The following is a 21640-nucleotide window of genomic DNA, read 5'->3' on the forward strand; positions in this document are numbered from 1 at the left end:
GCGGAACCGGTGCCCGGCGGTCAAGTCAGAACGTCATCTCGGCGGTTTTCCCGTCGGGAAAACCGGTAAGAGATCCCCTTCAGACTGTCGGAAAGGCCCCGGCACGGCATCATATTCACCGCCGGAGAGGGCATTGGAAGGGGCCGTATCGCGGGGCAGGGAGGACCCGGTCCTCGGGTACCGACAAGAGGCGCATGAGAGGGCGTTTCTCTGTCCCGTCGGGCTTGGTCCGTGATCGTGGCTCGCGGTTCCATTACAGGGGACTTCTTACCGGTGAGGGCTCGATGAGCCCTCACCGCCGAAGTGACGTCTGTTGTTGAACGGGACAATAGCGTTTCCGCCGCCCCGGCCGGTCCGCGGCCCTGGCTCGCGCTACACCCCCGCGTCATCCCGGCGGAAATGGCCACATGACAAGCGCTTTAGCGCTCGGCCATTTCCGGGAAGGGATCTCGGGAGGGACCCGTTTGCCCGTTCCCTGCTCTGTCGCAGACAGAGAGGGCAAATGGGGAGGACCCGGTCCTCGGGTACTGACGAGAGGCGCATGAGAGCGTTTTTTTCTGTCCCGTTGGGCTTGGTCCGTGATCGTGGCTCGCGGTTCTTTCCAGGGGGATCTCTTACCGCCCTTCACTTCGTTCAGGGCGCCGAGATGACGTTATTACTGAACGGGACAATAGCGTTTCCGCATCCCCGGCCGGCCCGGGCTCGCCGTCCGCCCGATGAAAACGCTTGCAGCGGCAGGCGCGATGCGCCTGCCGCTGCCTGCAAGGAGGAAAGTGGTCACTGTTTTTTCCGCAGTTTCTGCAGCCCGAGGCTGACTCTCAGCCGGGAAAAGTCCGCCATTACCCTGATCTTCAGCCTGCTCTTCCGGGACAGGGAGGGGCAGCAGTTGAAGGCCATGGGGTTCAGCACGGGCGCTCCCCTGAAGCTCACGTCCCTGAGCAGGCGGCAGCCTGCGAAGGCGTCGGGCATGATGACGCAGTTGCCGGGCAGGGACACCTTTTCCACGGCGCATTCGGTAAAGGCTCCCGCGTCGATGAACACCACGCTGTCCGGCACCCTCAGCTCCCTGATGCGGGTCCGGGCAAAGGAGCCGGCGGCCAGCACTGTGCCGTCCTCCAGCCCGGGGGCGTCCTCGGCCAGGCCTGCCGGCAGGCCGAGTATGACCTTTTGCCCGTGGCCTCCCAGGGCGCTCAGGATGTGGTTGTCGGTGCTGTAATAGGTGTTGTCTATGTGTATGGCCTTCAGCTGCTCGCCGGCGGCGAAGGCGGACTTGCCTATGTCTATGACCGACGGGGGCAAAAACACCTCCTCGACGCGCATGCTGTTTATCATGGCCAGATGCCCGATGCGGGTGACGGTGCCGGGGATGCGCAGCACCCTGCGGTCCAGGCCGGGAGGGCAGGCTATCAGCAGGGTCACGTCCTTGTCGTACAGGCAGCCGTCCACCTCTGTGTAATAGGGGTTCCGGGGGCTCACCCGTATCTCCTTCAGCTCCGTGCACCCTTCAAAGGGATTGACGCCTACGTTGCTCACCGAGGCCGGTATCCACGCCTCCTTCAGATTGGGGCAGTGGGCAAAGGCCCGGGCGCCTATGGTCCTGACGCCCTCCGGTATCACCGCCTTTTCCAGGGTAAAGCACCCGGCGAAGGCCTCCGGGGCGATCTCCTTCACCGAGCCGGGAAGGCCGGTGAGGTCCAGCAGGTTGCCCTTGCCGCCCGTCACGGTCTCCTCCCGTATCCTGAACCGGTACTGCAGCTCCGACTTGTCCGCATATTCCTTGTAGTGCTCTTCCGCCAGCTGCTTCACCTCCGGTATAGAGGACACCAGCCGGACCTCCGTGTCCAGCAGGGCCGTCTCGTCCATCTCCGGCAGGGACTGCAGCACCAGCTCCTCCTGCCTGCAGGCCGGCGCGTGAAAATTGACGAAGAGGTTGCGGCCCATGCGCTTCAGGCTGGGAGGCAGGGTGATCCTGGCGTAATCGCCGGCCACAAAGGCGTGGTCCGCTATCTCCTCCGCGCCCTCCGCCACCTTCACGTCGCAGCCGTACACTCCCAGCTGCAGATACAGGGTCTTGCCGTCCCGGGAATACACGCCTCCCTCCCGCAGCGCGTAGGGGGCGTCCTCCGGGATGCAGAGCTCCCGCAGGGCGGGGGTGTATATATTGGGCAGGTATTTGGCGGGAAAGCCCCCGGGCACGTGCACGGTCCTCAGTCTGTAGCAGCTGACGAAGGGAAAGCCCCGCACCTCCCGCAGGCTCTCGGGCAGATATACCTCCGTCAGGGGCCGGACCTCGCTGTCCAGCACCTCTCCGTCTATGACCTGCAGCCCCTCCGGCCGGAACACCGATACGCCGGGCCGGGCCAGGCGCAGGTCCCCCTCCGGGGAATACAGGCCGTCGGCCCTCTCCGTGAAGAAGGGGTTGCCCTCCTTCACCCTCACCCGGCAGCGGGTGTGGTGAAAGGCCCGGGGCTCTATAGCGCGTACGGCCTTCCCCAGGATCACTTCCTTCAGGGCCCGGGCTCCGCAGAAGGCCTTTTTGCCTATGGTCTCGGTCCGGGGGTCCGCCTCGTAGCGGCCGGCTTTGCGGGCAGGGGGGTATTTTACCAGCCGGGTGAAGTCCCGATTGTACAGGACTCCCCCGGACGATGAAAAATAGGGGTTGTCTTTGTGGACGGAGATGCTCTCCAGAGCGGGCAGGCGGGATATGATCTCGCAGGTGACCAGGCTCTTAGGCAGGATCAGCTTCCGCACCGTGGCGTCCGGCGCCAGGTCGTCAAAGGTGATGAATTCCTGCCCCTCGGGGATGCGCACGGTCCGCATGCGCCCGGGCTGCTCCGGGGACAGCCGGAAGCTGCTGGTGTATAACGTCATAAAAAAACCTCCTTGAGAATTAGTGCATTATATAATACGAAGCCCGGGGCCGGATTGTTTCCTGCGGGGGCTAAAATAAGTGTTTTTCGCCGCCGTTAAATATTGACTATGCCCGCGAAAAGGAGTATAATAGAGGTGTATTCCGGGATCGTCTAATGGCAGGACAACTGGTTCTGGCCCAGTCAATTGGGGTTCGAATCCCTGTCCCGGATCCAATTTTGTTTGTTCTTGTCTATGGCATTCTCTTCCGGGAGTGCTTTTTTTTTGGACTTCCGGCAGGGGGAGATATTGACTAATATTATAAGAAGTGCTATTATATTTTAAGGGATATTTGGACATATGGAAGACCAGGATCAGCCTCTGTCTCCCAGGGACACGGAGCTGTTTATCGCAGGCATCCAGATAGCCGTGTGCTTCCTGCTGTGCGCGGGAGCCGGCTACTGGCTGGATATGAAGTGCCACACCGGCAGCAGATACACCTGCTGGGGCGTGGCCCTGGGGCTGGTGTCCGGCCTGGGCAACTTTGTCCGGGCTCTCATAGGAGCGCTGCGTGATAAAAGGTGACCTCCTGGCCTCGGTCAGGGATCTTCTGAGGATCTGTCTGGGGCTCATCATCATCGGGGCCGTCCTGTTTGCCCTGATCTTTTCGCTCCTGTTTGCCGCCGGCTTTGCCATAGGCTGCGGCCTGTGCGTGCTGGACCTGTGGATGCTGGCATACATGGTGTCCCGGCTCACGGCGGAGGACGGCATCGGAGCCAGATACGTCCTGCTGTTTTCGGGCAAGACCTTTGTCCTGCTGGGAGTATTGGCGGCGTGCGTCTTTCTCCTGTCCCGGCTGAGCATGCCCATGTTCTGGGGCTTCATCTGCGGCCTGTTTCTGATCCCCGTCAGCAGCGCGCTGCTGGCGATCGTCAATCTGATAAGGAAAAAGTGAGGGTGACTCTATGATAGAATACGGTTCCTGGTTATCCTTTTTATACAAGCTGGGGGTGCCCGGGTGGATACCCGACTCCCTGCTCATATCCTTTTTCATCATGCTGTGCCTGTGCATAGCAGCCTTTTGCCTGACCAGAAACCTCAGGCCCCGCAATCCCGGCAAGCCTCAGATAGCTCTCGAGTATATCATGAAGGCTCTCATGGGCTTTGTGGACAATCTGTGCCCCTCCGAGAAAAAGATCCTGAGGCCCGTCCTGGGGACCACCTTTCTCCTGATACTCTTTTCCAATTACATCGGCATAGTGCCCGGCTTCATCAGCCCCTCCTCCAAGGTGCTCTTCCCCGTGACCATGGCCCTCATGGCCTTTGTGTTCATCCAGGTCATGGGCTTCATGCGCAAGGGCTTCGGCTACCTGAAGCATTTTGTGGGCGAGCCCGTCTGGCTGGCGCCCCTCAATATACCCATCCACGTCATAGGCGAGATCGCCAGGCCCATCTCCCTCTCCTGCCGTCTCTACGGCAACATCTACGGGGAAGAGATGGTGATCTGCGTGCTCATGTATATCACCCTGTACGTGATGGGCGCCAACATCGTCCCCCTGAGGATCATCCCCCTGCAGCTGCCCATGATGCTGTTCGGGCTGTTCTCGGGCTTTATACAGGCTTTTATCTTCACACTGTTGGTCGGCCAGTACATCAGTATGGCCGTATCCCACGAAGAAGAATAGAAAATATATCACTAAGGAGTTTGATATGAATATGGTGATCTATTATGCGGCAATGGCTTTGGCCATCGGTTTCGGTCTGCCCATCGCAGCTATGGGCTGCGGCATAGGACAGGGTCTGGCTATCAAGGGAGCCATGGAAGGCATGGCCCGTCAGCCCGAGGCCAGCGGCAAGATACAGACCGCTATGCTGATCGGTCTGGCCCTCATCGAGTCCCTGACCATCTACGCCTTCGTTGTCGCCCTTATCATGCTGTTCATGGGTATCCCTTCGCTGAAGATCAAGTAATCAAAGGCCCCGAGCATGAAAAGAGTACTGTTTACGGCTCTGGCGCTGACCCTGACTCTGGGGTGCTGCGCCTTCGCGGCGGAGGAAGAAGCCGAGCCTATCTGGCAGCAGGGAGCGGTATTTCTGCTCCAGGCGGTAGGCTTTGTCATCACCGTCCTCCTGCTGAAAAAGTGGCTGTTCGTGCCTGTCTCCAACCTGTTTGCCCAGAGAGAGGCCGAGATAGAGGACAACTATCTGAAGAGCGAAGCCGCCAGAGACGCCGCCATGAGCGAAAAAGAGAAGTATGAGGCCCGGATGGCCCAGTGCGACGAAGAGATCTACAACAAGACCGCCGCTGCGGCCCGGGAGGCCCAGAAGCAGGCGGACAACACGGTCGCCAAGGCCAGAGAAGAGGCCGACAGAAGGCTGAGGCTGGCCCAGGACGAGATAGCCATGGAAAAGGAAAAGGCTATGAAAGAGGTCCGCCGGGTGGCTGTCAATATGGGCATGCAGGTGGCCGAAAAGGTGCTGCGGGACAAGGTGACCCCGGAGGACAACAGCCGTCTCGTGGACGACTTTATCGACAGACTGGACGGGGAAGCCAAATGAAAGAGCGCACCCTTGTCCGGCGCTACACCCAGAGCCTTTTTGCCGTAGGCGAAAAGCAGGGCCTGACTGACCGTCTCCGGGAGGACCTGGACCGTATAGCCGGCGCCTGGGACAACGAGGACCTGCGAAGGGTCCTGGCGGCTCCCTCCATACTGATCTCGGACCGGGAGAAAAAAGAGGTCCTGGGGGCCCTTTTTTCCTCTCACGTCTCGCAGATCGCCATGAACTTTCTCTCGCTGCTGGTGGACAGGAACCGCACGGACATCCTCGGGGCGTGCCGGGAGGACTTTGAGGCTCTGGTGTATGAGAGCCGCAACATAGACGTGGCCCGGGTGGAAAGCGCCTTTCCCCTGACCGACGGCCAGCGCCAAAGGCTCACCGAGGCCCTGGAAAAGCATCTGGGCAAAAAGCTGATCGTGGGCAGCGTCACCGTAAACCCCGAGCTCATAGGAGGCCTGAGAGTCACCGTGTCCGACGACGTGCTGGACTTCTCACTGGCCGCTGCCATGACCGATTTAAAGCGCTCTCTCTTGAGCCTTTAGGAGATGATAAAATATGGCTGTTAGTATCAGACCTGACGAGATCGCAGGCATTCTGCAGACTCACATAGAAGCCTACGGCGAAAAAATATACGAGACCAACATAGGCACCGTGCTGGAGGTTTCAGACGGCATCGCCAGAGTGTACGGCCTGTCCGACGCTATGATGAGCGAGCTGATAGAGTTTCCCAACGGTGTCATGGGAATGGTGATGAACCTGGAGGAGGACAACGTAGGCTGCATCCTTCTGGGCTCCGAGGAGGGCATCGGCGAAGGCGACCGGGTCAAAAGGACCGGCCGCGTCATCGACGTGCCCGTAGGCGAAGGCCTGCTGGGCCGGGTGGTGGACGCTCTGGGCAACCCTCTGGACGGCAAGGGAGCCGTGGTGGCCCATGAGAGGCGCAACGTGGAGACCAAGGCGCCGGGCATCATAGCCCGCCAGCCCGTGAAGGAATCCCTGGCCACGGGCCTCAAGGCCATCGACTCCATGATACCCATCGGCAGAGGCCAGAGAGAGCTCATTATCGGCGACCGCCAGACAGGCAAGACCGCCATCGCGGTGGATACTATCATCAATCAGAAGCATTCGGACGTGGTGTGCATCTACGTGGCCATAGGACAGAAGCTGTCCACCGTGGCCTCCGTGGTGAGCACTCTGGAAAAGCACGGCGCCATGGAATACACCACCGTGGTGTCCGCCTCCGCTTCCGACGCCGCCGCCCTGCAATACATAGCGCCCTACAGCGGCTGCGCCATGGGCGAGTATTTCAGAGACAACAAGAAGCACGCCCTCATCATCTACGACGACCTGTCCAAGCACGCCGTGGCCTACCGCGAGGTATCCCTGCTGCTGAAGCGTCCCCCCGGACGCGAGGCCTATCCCGGCGATATATTCTATCTCCACGCCAGACTGCTGGAGAGAGCCGCCAAGCTGTCCAACGAGCTGGGCGGGGGCTCTCTGACCGCTCTGCCCATAGTGGAGACCCAGGCGGGCGATATCTCCGCCTATATCCCCACCAATATCATATCCATCACAGACGGACAGATATTCCTGATCAGCGACCTCTTCTACTCCGGCGTCCGCCCCGCCATCGACGTGGGCCAGTCGGTGTCCAGAGTAGGCTCTTCGGCTCAGACCAAGGCCATGAAAAAGGTGACCGGCAGCCTGAAGATAGACCTGGCCCGCTATTGGGACGTGGTGGAATTCGCGAAGTTTTCCTCCGATCTGGACAAGGCCACTATGGACCAGCTGACCAGAGGCAAGAGGATCGTGGAGATCCTGAAGCAGCCCCAGTACGAGCCTTTGGAGCTGACGGACGAATGCTTTATCATCTACGCCGCCTCCAACGGTATGCTGGACGACGTGGAGCCCGAGGACTGCGCCGCCTTTGAAAAGGGTCTCAGAGAGTATATGAACGAAAAGCACCCCCAGATCGCCCAGAGGATAGGGGAGACCGGGGTCATCGACGACAGCTCCATGGAAGCCCTCAAAAAGGCCGTCCTGGAATACAAGGACACTCTGAAGCACTGAAATGGCTAACACCAAAGATATCAAAAAGAGGATCAAGTCCACCAGATCCATCGAAAAGATCACCGCGGCTATGAAGGTGACCAGCACCACCAAGCTGAAGCGTTACCAGCTGGCCGCCGAGCAGGCCCGGCCCTACGCCGACGCCATCATGGATATGGTGCGGACCCTGTCCGCAGGGGCTTCCCAGATCAACAGCCCCCTCTTTGAAGTGAGGGAAAAGGCCCGGGTGCTCATCATAGTCCTGGGCGCCGACGGCGGTCTGTGCGGCTCCTACGGCGCCAACGTGCTGAAAAAGGCGGAGGAAGCCATCAGCCACAACAGCCGCTCGGAGATACACGTGCTGCCCTGCGGCAAGAAGTGCGTGGCCTGGTTTGCCAAGAAGCCCTACGCCTGCGAAAAGCAGGCGGAGGACCTGGGCCGCCTCACCTACGCCCAGGTGAAGGAGATCACCGGCTACGCCATAGATTCCTTCAGGAGCGGCCTCATAGACGCCGTGTATCTGGTGTATTCCCGTTTTGTGTCCGCCATGTCGCAGAAGCCCACGGTAAAAAAGCTGCTGCCCATGACGCCTATGCACGAGGGCATCATAGATTCGTCCAGGCTGACCATGGACATGATCTTTGAGCCTGCCATGGACGAGATCCTGGGGGATCTGCTGCCCAAGTATCTGAATACGGTGGTCTATCAGGCCGTGAACGAGGCTATAGCCAGCGAGCACGGCGCCCGCATGACCGCCATGACAAGCGCCAACACCAACGCTCAGGACCTGCTGCAGGAGCTGAGCCTGCAATACAACAAGGCCCGCCAGGCTATCATCACCAACGAGCTGATAGACATAGTCAACGGTGTCAGCGGTATAAAATAAGTTTTTGGAGGAGTAAGATTTGGCTTCCGGTAAAATAATATCAGTAATAGGACCTGTGGTAGATATCAGGTTTCCCTCCGACAGCATGCCTCAGATGCTGAACGCCGTCACCATCGACATGGGAGAGGGCAAGACCCTCACCGTGGAGGTGGAGCAGATGATAGGCAACGACACGGTCCGCTGCGTGGCTATGGATTCCACCGACGGTCTGGTGAGAGGCATGGAGGCCGTGGACACAGGCGAATCCATCGCCGTGCCCGTAGGCAGAGGCACCCTGGGCAGAGTGTTCAACCTGCTGGGCGACGCCATAGACCAGGCGGGCCCCGTGAACTATGAGAAAAAGCATCCCATCCACAGGGACGCCCCCGGCTTTCAGGACCAGCTGCCGGCCACGGAGCTCTTTGAGACCGGCCTCAAGGTGGTGGACCTGATATGCCCCTACGCCAAGGGCGGCAAGATAGGCCTCTTCGGCGGCGCCGGAGTAGGCAAGACCACCCTGATCACCGAGCTCATCAGAAACGTGGCCGCCGAGCACGGAGGCTTTTCCGTGTTTGCCGGCGTGGGCGAGAGGACCCGCGAAGGCAACGACCTGTGGCGCGAGATGAGGGAGTCGGGAGTACTGGACAAGACCACCATGGTGTACGGCCAGATGAACGAGCCTCCCGGAGCCAGGCTGAGAGTGCCCCTCTCCGCCCTGACCATGGCCGAGTATTTCCGCGACGAAGAGCATCAGGACGTGCTGCTCTTCATCGACAACATATTCCGTTTTACCCAGGGCGGCTCCGAGGTGTCGGCTCTTCTGGGCAGAATGCCCTCCGCCGTAGGCTATCAGCCCACCCTGGCTACCGAAATGGGCGCTCTGCAGGAGAGGATCACCTCCACCAAGTCCGGCTCCGTCACGGCCATCCAGGCAGTTTACGTGCCTGCCGACGACCCCACCGACCCGGCGCCGGCCACCACCTTCTCCTTCCTGGACGCCACCACCTATCTGGACAGAAAGATATTCGTCAAGGCCATCTATCCCGCAGTGGACCCTCTGACCTCCACCTCCAGGATCCTGGACCCCAACATCGTGGGCAGGGAGCACTACACGGTGGCCAGAGAGGTGCAGGCCGTATTGCAGAAATACAGGGAGCTGCAGGACATCATCAACATCCTGGGTATGGACGAGCTGTCCGACGAGGACAAGCTGACGGTGGCCAGGGCCAGGCGCATAGAGCAGTTCCTGTCCCAGCCCAACTTCGTGGCCGAAGTGTTCACCGGCATACCCGGCGTGTACGTGAAGAGAGAGGACACGGTGCGCTCCTTCAAGAAGATACTGGAGGGCGACTGCGACAGCTGGCCCGAGCAGGCGTTCTACATGGTGGGCACCATTGACGACGCCAGGGAAAAGGCCAAGGGCATGGGCGCCGAAGTATAGCCATGAGCACTCTGAACGTAGAGATAGTGTCGCCTCAAAAGGTCCTGCTTTCCAGCAAGGAGGTCACGGGGGTGGTGCTTCCCGGCAAGAAGGGCAGCATGGGCATATTGCCCCACCACGCCCCCCTCATCACCTCTCTGGGAGCGGGGACCATCGAATATACCATAGGCAATGAAAGAGGTTCTCTGGACATAGAGAGCGGCTTTGCGGAGATAGTGGACAACAAGCTCATCATCCTCGTCAGCCTGCCAGCCGATCCACGGGACCGATGAACCGAGCCGTCTTGCGACGGCTTTTTTATCACAACAGAAGGAGATAATCATGTGCGCGAAAAAAGCCAAGCAAAACGAGCCGGCCATGCCGGTCTCGCAGGAAGAAAAGCAGCAGGCTCTGGATACTGCCCTGGCGCAGATCGAAAAGGACCTGGGCAAGGGCAGGGTGTTCCGGCTGGGTGAAAAGCCCAGGCAGAACGTGGACGTCATACCCACGGGCTCTCTCGCTCTGGACTTTGCCCTGGGCGTGGGCGGCCTGCCCCGGGGGAGGATCATCGAGATATTCGGCGGCGAGTCCTCCGGCAAGACCACCCTGGCCTATCACTGCATAGCCGAGTGCCAGAAGGCCGGCGGCATAGCCGCCTTTGTGGACGCGGAGCAGTCGGTGGATCCCATGTACGCCGAGACTCTCGGTGTGGATATAGACAACCTGTTCGTCTCCCAGCCCGAGTCGGCAGAGGAGGCCCTGGAGATCATGGAAGCCCTGGTGCGGTCCAACGCCGTGGATATGGTGGTCCTGGATTCCGTGGCGGCCCTGGTGCCCAAGCAGGAGATCGAGGGCGACATGGGAGCCTCCCACGTGGGCCTGCAGGCCAGGCTCATGAGCCAGGCCCTGAGAAAGCTGGGTCCCCTCCTGGCAAAGAGCAACTGCGTGGCCATATTCATCAACCAGCTCCGGGAAAAGGTGGGGGTCACCTACGGCAATCCCGAGATCACTCCCGGCGGCAGGGCCCTGAAGTATTGGGCTTCGGTCCGCATCGAGATGCGGGGCGGAGACAAGATCAAGGCCGGCGGCGAGACCCTGGGCTACATAGCCAAGATGAAGGTGGCCAAGAACAAGGTGGCGCCTCCCTTCAAGACCGCCAACGTGGAGATAGTCTTCGGCAAGGGCATCTCCAAAATGGGCGAGCTGATAGACATCGCGGTGGAAGCCGACATCATACGCAAGACCGGCGCCTGGTACAACTATGGAGACAGAAGGCTGGGCCAGGGCCGGGACAAGGCCAAGGAGACCCTGGACGCCGAGCCGGAGACCAGAGCGGAGATAGAGGCCAGAGTCAAGGAATATCTGGGTTCGCAGATGCAGCAGGAGACCACAGGCGAAGCAAAGCTGGTCAGCGAGGAAGAGGAATACGCCGAAGGCGGCGAATAGTATATGAAGATCACCGCCATCAAGCCCCAGCAGAACAACCCGGAGCGGGTGAACATATACATCGACGGGGAGTTCTTTTGCGGGCTGGACGCCTTTCACCTCTACGGCCTGTCTCTCAAAAAGGGGGCAGAGCTCACGGAGGAGCAGCTCCGGACCCTGGCCGGCATCAGGGACCAGGAGGCCTGCACCCGCAAGGCCATGAATCTGCTGGCCTACCGGGACAGGTCCGGCTTTGAGCTGAAAAAGAGGCTGAGGGCCGAAGGCTACGGGGAGGCAAATATAGAGGAGACCCTGAAGCTCCTGCGGGGCATGGGGCTCCTCAACGACGCGGAGTTCGTGCGGAATTACGCCGCCTCCGCCAACGGCCGGCTCCCCCGGGGCAGGGTGCTGTCAAAGCTGGCGGAGCTGGGAGTGCCCTTTTCCTTCGCGGAGCCTATCGTGGAGGAGGTCATGGACCCCGGCTGCGAGCTGGCGGCAGCCACGGAGCTGGCCGCCAAAAAGCTGAGGCTCCTCCGGGGCGGGACCGGCTATGAGAGGAGAGACAGGCTCTACAGATATCTGCGGGGCAGGGGATTTGACGGCGATACCATATCAAAGGCCCTTTCGGAGATCCCGGAAGAGTTGCAATAATCCCCTAAAAAGTATTATAATATATAGTGTGATTGTAAAAAAGGATCGATTCGGGTAGCTTATGAACTGCTTCATCTTCATGGAGGTGAAGCATGGATAATTCACAGTTAAGCAATCTAGTAGTATGTATATTCGCCGGCATGGCTTTATGTGCCGTTATTATATTAATTGCTTACTTAACGTTTTTCAAAAAGCAGAGCGAACAAGTCAAGAAGGATAGAGACGATCTTACCCATCGCGAAGAAAAGCTGAAGATAGATACCGAGAACGCCAAAAAGGAAGCGGTGCTGGCTGCCCGCGAGGAAGCCATCAGCCTGCGGGCGGAGATCGACAAAGAGCAGAAAGAAAAGAAAGCAGAGATTCAGAGGCAGGAAAGAAAGCTCACCCAAAAAGAAGAATCCTTGGATAAGAGAGTGGAGAACCTGGACCGCAAGGAAAAGGCCCTCCAGGAATCCGAAAAGCAGATCAAGGAAAAACGCGCCAAAGCAGAAGAGCTGGTCCGGCAAAAGGAGCAGGAGCTGCAAAAGGTGGCGGGCCTTTCGGCGGAGGAGGCCAGAAACATGGTCATCGCCAAGGCCGAAAAGGATATGGAGCGCCACGTGGCCCGCATCATCAGGAACGCCGAAGAGCAGGCCAACGAGGAGGCTGAAAAGACAGCCAAGAACATTATCGTGTCCGCCATACAGCGGTGCGCCGTGGAACAGGCTGCCGAGTCCACCGTGTCGGTGGTGCCCCTTCCCAGTGAAGAGATGAAGGGCCGCATCATAGGCAGAGAAGGCCGCAACATACGCACCTTCGAGACCCTGACGGGAGTCGATCTCATAGTGGACGACACCCCCGAAGCGGTGGTCATCTCCGGCTATGACGCCGTGAGAAGAGAGATAGCCGGCATAGCCCTCAAAAGCCTCATAGTGGACGGGCGCATACACCCGGGCCGCATAGAGGAGACGGTGGAAAAGGCCACCAGGGAAGTCAACCAGAAGATGAAGGAGGCCGCCGACAAGGCCATCTTTGAGACCGGCGTCACAGGTCTGGACAGCGAGCTGGTAAAGCTCCTGGGCAGGCTCCGGTTCAGGACCAGCTACGGGCAGAACATGCTGCAGCATTCCGTAGAGGTGAGCCATCTGGCCGGCTCCATAGCCGCCGAGCTGGGGGTCAACGTGTCCCTGGCCCGCAGAGCGGGCCTGCTCCACGACCTGGGCAAGGCTCTGGACTCTGAGATAGAGAAGCCCCACGCCATCATTTCCATGGAGGTGCTGCTCAAATACAGAGAGTCCAGGGACGTGGCCGAGGCCGCCGGCGCCCACCACTATGACATAGAGCCCAAGACGGCAGAGGCTGTGATAGTGCAGGCTGCCGACGCCATATCCGCTTCGCGCCCCGGCGCCAGAAGAGAGACTCTGGAGACCTACGTGAAGAGGCTGCAGAAGCTGGAGACCATAGCCGACTCCTATCCCGGCGTTGACAAGACCTACGCGGTCCAGGCCGGCAGGGAGATCCGGGTCATGGTAAAGCCCACCGAGGTGGACGACGAAAAGGCTGTGAAGCTGGCCTACGATACGGCCCGGAGGATCGAGTCCGAGATGGAATATCCCGGCCAGATCAAGGTGACCGTCATCAGAGAGGTCCGCAGCACGGACTATGCCAAATAACAGACTGCAAGGAGCGGAACGCGCAGGCGTTCCGCTCCTTTTTGCGTCAGGGGTTTGACAAAGCGGCTCAGTTGGTCTATAATGAAAAAGATACCGGAGAGAGGCTGCGAACAGTGAATAACCTGATATTGATCGTATTTATGCTCCTGCTCTGCCCCCTGTGTCTGAGGGCGGACATATTTGACTTTGACAAGGGCAGGATGGGCAAGGAGACCCTGAGGGCCTACGCAGGCAGGGCCGTGAGCTGTCTGCCTCTGCTGCAGACGGAGGACGAAGTCTTTCGGGAAGACCTGCGGATGCTCACCAATATAGGGGCCAAGTATATAGGCCGGGCCGCCACCTATTCCTGGAGCGGCAATATGTCCCTGGCCGCCATAGAGGCCCACTACAAGCAGGTGGCGGAAAGGGCGAAGATATGCCATGAGGCAGACCCCCAGATGCTGCTGCAGGCGGGAGTATTCGAGATCATCTACAGAGACACGGCCAACAACACCCCCATACCCGCCTACGTGTTCGAGGCCTTCGGCAAAAAGCCCGAGGACCGGCATTTTGATTATGACAGCATGATCAAGACCTACGGGCCCGACGCCGCGGACCGGCGCCCCTGGGGCAACGACGCTTCGGCGGTGCCCGACATCAGAAAGACCGAGACCCAGATGTATTTTTACTGGCAGATCACCCGGTATATAGACGCCGGCATAGAGGCCTTTCATCTGGGGCAGGCGGAAAAGATGGCGGGCTACGACTCCCGGAACTACAAATACTGGGACAAGGTCACCGCTCTGGCCCGCAAATACGCCAAACAGCATGCCCGCCGGGGCCTGGCCCTCTTTGACTGCCACACGGCCATCACCTCCGGGGGCATGAAGATAGGGGACAGGCATATATGCGACCTCATAGGCGCGGGCATAGTGCCCGACGAAACAGAATATAAGGACGGGGCCTACATGTGCCGCATCTGCGACTACAGGGACTGCTGGCTCCAGTGGATAGGCCGTTCCGACGGAGGCCTGCACCCCCTGGGCTTCCGGGTGGAGGACAACTTCACCATACTGGAGTTCGACAACTACGGCGGCAATGGCAAGCCCTTCGCGCCCACCTTCCAGGCCTTTTACAACTGGGGCTTTGACGACATCACCTGGTTCGCCCTGCAGCCCTCCTGGTACAGGGACCAGTTCCTCATGGAATGCGATATATATCTCAAGAACCACAACCTGGACAGCGAGGGCAGGCAGCAGTATTTCCTCCAGGCCCCCTGCCGCAGGCTGGTGACGGAAAAGACCACCCTGACCTACACTGTCAAAGACCCGGCCCGCAAGGCGGAGGTCACCCGGCTGGCGGAGCTGGAAAGGGCTTCCTGCCGGTGGGAGGGGGACACGGTCACTATCACCGGCTCCCACGACTACCGCTGCAACACCCCCTCGGACCGGTGCCCCAACGGTTTTGGTCAGGAGGAAGTGATCAAGAGGATCTTTGCCGGAGAAAACAACAGGAGGCCCTGATAATATGAACGACTACACGCCCCGGGCGGGCCTGGACACCGTGTGCGCCGCCCTGGCCGGGATATGCGGAGTATCCGCGCCGGCGCAGGCCGCCCCGGCCAACGAAGCCCTGCTGGGCTATGCTGCCGGCAGGCGGGCCGACCGGCTGTTTATGTATGACCCGGACGCCGTGGCCCAATGGATATGGGACCGGTATCCCTCTCTGTTCGGAGAGGTCCGCAGGCTCCCCCTGCAGCTGCCCCTGACCTCCGTCATGCCCTCGGTGACCCCCGTGTGCTTTGCCACCCTGTACACAGGCGCCCTGCCCCGGGTCCACGGCATCACCAAATATGAAAAACCCGTAGTGCAGACCCCTTCTCTCTTTGACGCCTTCATAGCCGCGGGCAAACGCTGCGCCATAGTGGCGGATACGGACTCGTCCATGAGCAGGCTGTGGCTGGAGAAGGACATGGACTACTATGTCTATGACACTCTGAGCGAGGTGAACGCCCGGGCCATGGAGCTCATATGCCGGGACGAACACGACTTCATAGCCGTGTACAACGGCAACTATGACGCCCTTATGCACAAGACCGGCCCGGAGAGCCTTGAAGCCCTGGCGGAGGCCCGGGCCAACAGCGCCGTGTTCGGAGAGTTCGTCTCCCTCATCAGGTCCCGGTGGCAGGGCCACGACACCCTGGCGGGCTTTGCCATGGACCACGGCTGCCACCTGATAGACGCCGGCTGCGGCTCCCACGGCCTGGATATGCCCGAGGACATGGATATAGTCCACAGCTATGAATTCATAGAGCGAAAACTATGAGCCGGCCCCTGCCGGATATGCTATAATGAAAAAGGAAATAAAAGAGGAGTATATGAAGAAAAAGGTGATGACACTATTCTTTGCTTTAGCTGTATTGTGCTTTGCCCTGCCCTGCCTGGCTGTGACGGTGGATAAAGCGGAAATGAAGACTGCCTCCGCCTGGAGCAAAAAGGCCTTTGTCAGGGCCCCCCAGTGCGATCCGGCCACTCTGGAAAAGAAGACCGACGAGGACGACCGCAAGGTGGGCCTGCTGGTCCACGCCAACAACGACCCCGTGCTGCTCAATCAGAGAGACGGCAAGCCCCTGAAGATCAAGGACAAGGAATACAAGACCGGCATCTACGCCCACGCCGTTTCCGACGTGGAGGTGTTCCTGCCCGATAACACGGTCCGCCTCACCGCCGAGGTGGGCCTGGACGCCCATTCCGGCGGCGGCAGCGTGGAGTTTGTGGTGGAGGACGACAAGGGCTCCGAGCTCTTCAGGACCCCCGTCTTCACCCAGGGCATGGACCCCATCCCTCTGGATATAGCCCTGGCGTCTCCCAAGTCCATCCATCTCAAGGTCACGGACGGCGGCGACGGCATCCCCTGCGACCAGTCCGACTGGGGGGATATCACCATATACACCTCTGACGGCGCCCAAAAGGAGCTGGGCAGCTTTGAGTTTCTGAAGCCTCAGATCGTCATGGCCGAAAGAGCCCAGTCTCCCGTGCCTTTCTGCTTCACCTATGGCGGCGTGTCCTCGGACCTGCTGCTCCCCTACTGGGATTTCAGCGAAGAAAAGACCGCTTTGGACAAGGACCGCGCTCAGACCGTCCAGATTTACGCCGACCCCGCCACGGGTCTGGAAGTGAGGTGCGTCCGGGTGGACTACAAGGACTTCCCCATCAGCGAGTGGACCCTGTGGTTCAGGAACACCGGAGCCGCCAACACTCCCGGTATCAGTGACGTGCGCTCGCTGGATATCAGGGTCGCCAACAAGGGCGGAGAGCCCTTCCTGCTGCACCACGCCGACGGCGCTCCCGCCACCAATCACGACTACAGGCCCCGGCTGACGGAGCTCACCGACGGGGAGATACTGCACATCTATCCCGAGAGCGGCCGCTCGACCGGCAGCGACTGGCCCTACTTCAATCTGGAGACCGGCGGCAAGGGCGGCGTCATAGCCGTGGTGGGCTGGCCCGGACAGTGGAGCTGCGACTTCGCCTCCGACGGGGACGAGGCCCGGATATCCGGCGGCTACGAAAAGGCCGACTTCGTATTGTATCCCGGCGAGGAGGTGCGCTCGCCCCTCAGCGTGGTCATGCACTACAGCGGCGACTGGGAGAGAGCCCAGAATATCTGGCGCCAATTCATGTGGGCCCACAACGTGCCCAAGTCCGCGGAGCCCATGCAGGTGGCCTGCTCCTCCCACTGGTTTGCGGAGATGACCCATGCGGACACGGCCAGCCAGCTCTACTTTATAGACCGCTACAGAGAAGAGGGCTTCCACCTGAAATACTGGTGGATGGACGCCGGCTGGTATCCCTGCGGCGGCCATTGGCCCGACACCTTCGGAGAGTGGCCCCGCACCGGCACCTGGGAGGTGGACACGGAACGGTATCCCGGAGGCTTCAAGGAGATCAGCGACTACGCCCACAAGCAGGACACGGGCATATTGGTCTGGTTTGAGCCCGAGAGAGTGGGCGACCCCAAGTCCTGGCTGGCCACGGAGCATCCCGAATGGCTGCTGGGCGGCACCCTGCTGAATCTGGGCATTCCCGAGTGCCGGGAGTGGCTCACCAAGCACGTGGGCGACCTGATCGAGAGAGAGGGCATCGACCTGTACAGACAGGACTACAACATAGCCCCGGCCTCCTTCTGGCGGGCCGCGGACACCCCCGGCAGAGTGGGCATGACCGAGATCAAATACGTCATGGGCTATCTGGCCTATTGGGACGCTCTGCTGGAACGGTTCCCCGGCATGCTTATAGACTCCTGCGCCTCCGGCGGACACCGCAACGACCTGGAGACCATGCGCCGTTCGGTGCCTCTCCTGCGCAGCGACTATCTCCACGAGCCCGTGGGACAGCAAAACCACACCTACGGCATCAACTACTGGCTGCCCTACTACGGCAGCGGCGGCAGCGTGTATGACACCTACGCTCTGCGCAGCCTGCTGGTGCCCAGCTTCAATTCCTGCTGGGATATGCGCCGGAAGGACCTGGATTACGACGAGCTCCGCAAGTTCGTCCACGACCTGCAGCAGGTGGTGGCCCCCAACTTTTACGGAGATTATTATCCCCTGACCCCCTACAGCCTGGGCAACGACATCTGGACCGTGTTCCAGTTCCACAGGCCCGGGGAAGGGAAGGGCGTCCTGGTGGCCTACCGCCGGGAGGACTGCCAGCAGAACGTGGTCACCGTCTCCCTGAGAGACCTGAAAAAGGACAAGACCTACCTGCTGACGGATATAGACACCGGAGAGACCTGGTCTATGTCCGGCAAAAAGCTCATGAAGGGCTTCAAGATAAAGAGAGACAAGAAGAGAGATTCGGCCATCATCACCTTTGAGGTCAAAGAATAGGCCGACGGATATCTGTGCCGGGAGTTTGCTCCCGGCGCTGCTGTTTAAGGAAGTCATTATGAGAATATGCTGTGTGTTGCTATTGCTCCTTGTTGCCGCGCCCCTGTGGTGCAGGACCGTAGCGGTCCTGCAAAGAGGGGCTTCCGAAGAGCTGCTGTCCCGGCTGAAGACGGATGAGGTCATAGAGGAGGCCGCTCTTGCCGGAGTGATGAAGTCCGGAGGGCAGGGCCTGACCATAGTGCTGCCCTGCGCCGACAGGATCCCCCGGGACGCGGCGGCGGAGCTGAAGGGCTACACAGACAGGGGCGGCAGCCTGCTGTGCGTGTCAGGGCCCTGTTTCCAAAAGATAGAGTATCCCTTCGGGGGCGCCTTCCTGACCAGGGAGGAGGCCCGGCAGAAGGCGGAATATGACCGGACCCCGGCCCTGGCCTTTGCCGACCTGGCCGATGAATACACCCTGGTCAGGAACAACCCGGAGGACGATATTTCCTACAGGACCGAGGGCGGCAGCCTGGTGCTGGATATCCGGGAGGAGGAGAGCTGGTTTTCCCTGGATGCGAAGGTGGCTCCCGGGACCCTGGGGGGCGATGCCCTGGCGGTGGAAGCCGGCGTAAAGGGCGAGGGCTCCCTGTGGCTCCGCCTCCGGGCCGGGGACGACGCCTGGATGGCGGAGATGCTCCTGACGGAGGAGCAGGCGACAGTGATCCTGACTCCCGACATGTTTGAGCAGACCGAGGGCGGCGGCAGCCTGGACTTTGGCCGGGTGGACCGGATAAACCTGACCCGCCACGCCATGCCCATGAAGGATACGGTGTTCACCCTGGGCAGGCTCTACAGCTGCTCCTTCCGGGACAAGGCCATCTCGGCAATACTCGATGACGATTTTGCCATCCCCGAGATAGAGGGCCTGTTCCCCGCCTGCAAATACTACAAGACCTACTGCTCCGACATAGTGTACAAGGACAGAAAATATACCGGCGGCTTTTTGTTCCCCGCCCAGTTCCGCCCCGGAGCCGTGGGGGCCGGACAGATAAACCCCTGGAGATACATACCCGTGGCAGAGGGCTGCAACCAGGACCATTTCTGCGGCTGGCCTGCCAGCATCTTTCTCACCAAGGACAGCCGCCGCTGGTCCGCCTTCGGCTATATAGGCTTCCCCGCCGACCTGGTCAAGGCTCAGCCCGCCCTGACGGCGGAGCTGGCCTCGGACATGCTCCGGAGGATAGAGACGGGAGTCTTTTTGGCCAACGGCGGCACGGAGCTCTTTTCCTATGACGAAGACACGCCCGTCCGGCTGGGAGCCTACGTGCTGAGCCGGGAGGACGCCTTTGAGGGCAGCGTAAGGTTTGAGGTGTCACGGGAGGGCCGGAGCCTCTATTCCCATACGGCCCCGGTGAAGGAGCTCCACGCGGGAGCCCTGTTTGCCGGAGGACGGCAGGGACAGTACCGGGTCTCCGTGTCCCTTCTGGACAAGGGCGGCGCGGTCATAGACTCGGTGGACCACAGCTTCAACGTCCTCCCCGGGACCAAGGCCTCCACGGATAACTACGTGAAGACCAGGGACGGAGGCTTCCTTCTCAAGGGCAAGCCCTTCTACCCCGTGGGGATCAACTTCTATCCCTCCCATTCCCCCTCCTGGCGGGCAATAGAGTTTTTCCACTACTGCTGGCTGGACCCCCGGTTTTACGATCCGGACTGGACGGAAAAGGATCTGCGGCGGGTGAAGGAGCTGGGCTTCAATACCATCAGCATCTCCTACGGAAGGCCCGACAACGCTGCGCCTCTGAGGGACTTTCTGGCCCGCTGCCGCCGGTACGGCATATACGTGCATCTCTTCGTGGCCGACTTCGACCCCCTTCCCAAGAGGGGAGACGTATTCGTTCCGGATATGTGGGAGACTGTGGGGGAGCCCAAGCTCAGGGCCCTGCGCCCCTATGAATTTGACAACATCTTCGCCTACGACCTGGCCTGGGAGGTGTGCGTGGGCGAATACAAGTACCGCAAGGCCTACAACTTCATGTGGGACAAGTGGGTCCGGGACAACTACGGCTCTGTGGAAAACGCCGAAAAGGTGTGGGGCTTTGCGCCCAAACGGGACGACAAGGGCTTCCTGGACTGCCCCGACGACGAGCAGGTGCGCCGCGGCGCCGATTCCCTGATGTACGTCACCGCCTACAGGCATTTCCTGGACGAGGCCATCAGCCTGGGCTATATGCATATGAAGAACAACATCCACAGCATAGACCCGGGCCGGCTCATCAGCGCCAGAAGCGGCTGCGGGGGCACCGGCAATGACTTCATCACCCACTGGATGCCCTACGACCTGCTGTCCGGAGCCAAGCACCTGGACTTCACCAGCCCCGAGGCCTACAACCTGAGGAACTACGACATGATCAAGGGCGGCTTCAACAACGCCTACGGCAGATTCGTGTCCGGGGGCAAGCCCGTGTTCTGGCCGGAATTCGGGACCAGCAATATAGTGGACCGGCTGACCAAAGACAGTGACTTCGTGCCCGGCGTCACACATCTGGACACCTCCGTCCAGGGCGAGTATTTCCGCCTCTTTTACGAGATGCTCACCGAGACCGGCGCCGACGGCGCCGCGGGCTGGTGGTGGCCCGGAGGCATGAGGCTCATAGAGCTCTCCGACCACGGCCTGCTGTCCGAGGACTTTTATCCCCGGCCCTCTGCCCTGACCACCGGCGATTACGCCCGGAACTTTGCCGCCAGGGTGAAGAAGAGACAGGGAGACTATCCCATCGGTATAGACAGAGACCTCTACGCCTCCGGCTACGCGGGAGTGTTTGCCAAGGGCGCCGAGGAATATATGAAGGCCTTCGGGGAAGGCAAGGTCCCCTATATAGTCACCGACGCCACGGGCGCCGATTCCCGCACCATGCCCATGCTGGCAGTGGGGAACATACCTCTTGCCGAGGGGCTGCCGCCCAAGTATATCAAGGGCGAGTTTTCCTCCGTCAACGGGAAGGACCGGGGCCCCTGGGAGGTAAAGCGGGGCAAGGGCTATATAGTCATTGACGCGGTCCTGGGCAACACCGGCGAGGTAAAGTGGCTCAAAGGAGCCGACGAGCCCGAAGAGGGCTGCGTGTATCTCAAGGCGGAGTCCGGCGGCAGGACCCGGTATTTCCCCATAGACAGGGATACGGAGTTCCTGTCAGAAGCCCGGGTCCGGGCGCGGATACCCGCCGGGGAGGCCGGCAGCCTCGTGACCCTGAGGCTGTGCGTTTACGGCGTGGCGGAATTCGGTCAGAAGGCCGAGATCACTATTAGCGACTGAGGAT

The 21640-nt window shown here is 60.4% G+C and carries 18 protein-coding genes and 1 tRNA gene; 18 read left to right on the forward strand and 1 reads right to left on the reverse strand.

Annotated features, from left to right (window positions below):
• Positions 1-777: 777 nt before the first annotated feature.
• Entirely contained in the window at positions 778-2871 is a 2094-nt protein-coding gene (locus IK083_06460) for a leucine-rich repeat protein (protein MBR4749194.1), read from the reverse strand.
• 141 nt (positions 2872-3012) lie between these two features.
• Here IK083_06460 and IK083_06465 point away from each other — a divergent pair.
• From IK083_06465 to IK083_06550, 18 genes are all read left to right on the forward strand, one after another.
• Positions 3013-3086, forward strand: a tRNA-Gln gene (locus tag IK083_06465).
• Between the two features lie 124 nt (positions 3087-3210).
• Positions 3211-3435 carry an AtpZ/AtpI family protein gene (locus tag IK083_06470; GenBank protein MBR4749195.1) on the forward strand — a complete coding sequence of 75 codons (225 nt, stop codon included), beginning with the start codon at positions 3211-3213 and terminating at the stop codon, positions 3433-3435.
• Positions 3422-3805 carry a hypothetical protein gene (locus IK083_06475; protein MBR4749196.1) on the forward strand — a complete coding sequence of 128 codons (384 nt, stop codon included), beginning with the start codon at positions 3422-3424 and terminating at the stop codon, positions 3803-3805. Before IK083_06470 ends, IK083_06475 begins: the two co-directional genes overlap by 14 nt.
• A gap of 10 nt (positions 3806-3815) precedes the next feature.
• Complete coding sequence (atpB, locus tag IK083_06480) at positions 3816-4535, forward strand: F0F1 ATP synthase subunit A (GenBank protein ID MBR4749197.1); 720 nt, start codon at positions 3816-3818, stop codon at positions 4533-4535.
• A 25-nt stretch (positions 4536-4560) separates the two neighbouring features.
• Positions 4561-4821, forward strand: coding sequence for an ATP synthase F0 subunit C (atpE, locus tag IK083_06485; GenBank protein ID MBR4749198.1), 261 nt, complete (start codon positions 4561-4563; stop codon positions 4819-4821).
• Positions 4822-4836: 15 nt separating this feature from the next.
• Positions 4837-5409: a F0F1 ATP synthase subunit B gene (gene atpF, locus IK083_06490; GenBank protein MBR4749199.1), complete on the forward strand. Its 573-nt coding sequence runs from the start codon at positions 4837-4839 to the stop codon at positions 5407-5409.
• On the forward strand, positions 5406-5951 hold the full coding sequence (gene atpH / locus IK083_06495; GenBank protein ID MBR4749200.1) for an ATP synthase F1 subunit delta: 546 nt from the start codon (positions 5406-5408) through the stop codon (positions 5949-5951). The genes atpF and atpH overlap by 4 nt, the downstream gene beginning before the upstream one ends.
• A gap of 13 nt (positions 5952-5964) precedes the next feature.
• Entirely contained in the window at positions 5965-7479 is a 1515-nt protein-coding gene (gene atpA, locus IK083_06500) for a F0F1 ATP synthase subunit alpha (protein ID MBR4749201.1), read from the forward strand.
• Position 7480: 1 nt separating this feature from the next.
• Positions 7481-8344, forward strand: coding sequence for an ATP synthase F1 subunit gamma (atpG, locus tag IK083_06505; protein ID MBR4749202.1), 864 nt, complete (start codon positions 7481-7483; stop codon positions 8342-8344).
• 19 nt (positions 8345-8363) lie between these two features.
• Positions 8364-9764 (forward strand): F0F1 ATP synthase subunit beta, encoded by a 1401-nt coding sequence (gene atpD, locus IK083_06510; GenBank protein ID MBR4749203.1) that lies wholly within the window; start codon positions 8364-8366, stop codon positions 9762-9764.
• A gap of 2 nt (positions 9765-9766) precedes the next feature.
• A complete protein-coding gene (locus IK083_06515) occupies positions 9767-10036 on the forward strand; it encodes a F0F1 ATP synthase subunit epsilon (protein MBR4749204.1) in 270 nt (89 codons plus the stop codon).
• A gap of 85 nt (positions 10037-10121) precedes the next feature.
• Positions 10122-11189, forward strand: a complete 1068-nt coding sequence (recA, locus tag IK083_06520) for a recombinase RecA (GenBank protein ID MBR4749205.1) — start codon at positions 10122-10124, stop codon at positions 11187-11189.
• Positions 11190-11192: 3 nt separating this feature from the next.
• Positions 11193-11819: a RecX family transcriptional regulator gene (locus tag IK083_06525; protein ID MBR4749206.1), complete on the forward strand. Its 627-nt coding sequence runs from the start codon at positions 11193-11195 to the stop codon at positions 11817-11819.
• Between the two features lie 140 nt (positions 11820-11959).
• Positions 11960-13471: a ribonuclease Y gene (gene rny, locus IK083_06530; GenBank protein ID MBR4749207.1), complete on the forward strand. Its 1512-nt coding sequence runs from the start codon at positions 11960-11962 to the stop codon at positions 13469-13471.
• A gap of 113 nt (positions 13472-13584) precedes the next feature.
• A complete protein-coding gene (locus IK083_06535; protein ID MBR4749208.1) occupies positions 13585-14973 on the forward strand; it encodes a hypothetical protein in 1389 nt (462 codons plus the stop codon).
• A gap of 4 nt (positions 14974-14977) precedes the next feature.
• Entirely contained in the window at positions 14978-15775 is a 798-nt protein-coding gene (locus tag IK083_06540) for a hypothetical protein (GenBank protein MBR4749209.1), read from the forward strand.
• Between the two features lie 25 nt (positions 15776-15800).
• Entirely contained in the window at positions 15801-18341 is a 2541-nt protein-coding gene (locus tag IK083_06545) for an NPCBM/NEW2 domain-containing protein (protein ID MBR4749210.1), read from the forward strand.
• Positions 18342-18399: 58 nt separating this feature from the next.
• Positions 18400-21636: a hypothetical protein gene (locus IK083_06550; protein ID MBR4749211.1), complete on the forward strand. Its 3237-nt coding sequence runs from the start codon at positions 18400-18402 to the stop codon at positions 21634-21636.
• The last annotated feature ends 4 nt before the right edge of the window (positions 21637-21640 follow it).

This window comes from Abditibacteriota bacterium, assembly GCA_017552965.1.
Lineage (GTDB): Bacteria > Armatimonadota > UBA5829 > UBA5829 > UBA5829 > RGIG7931.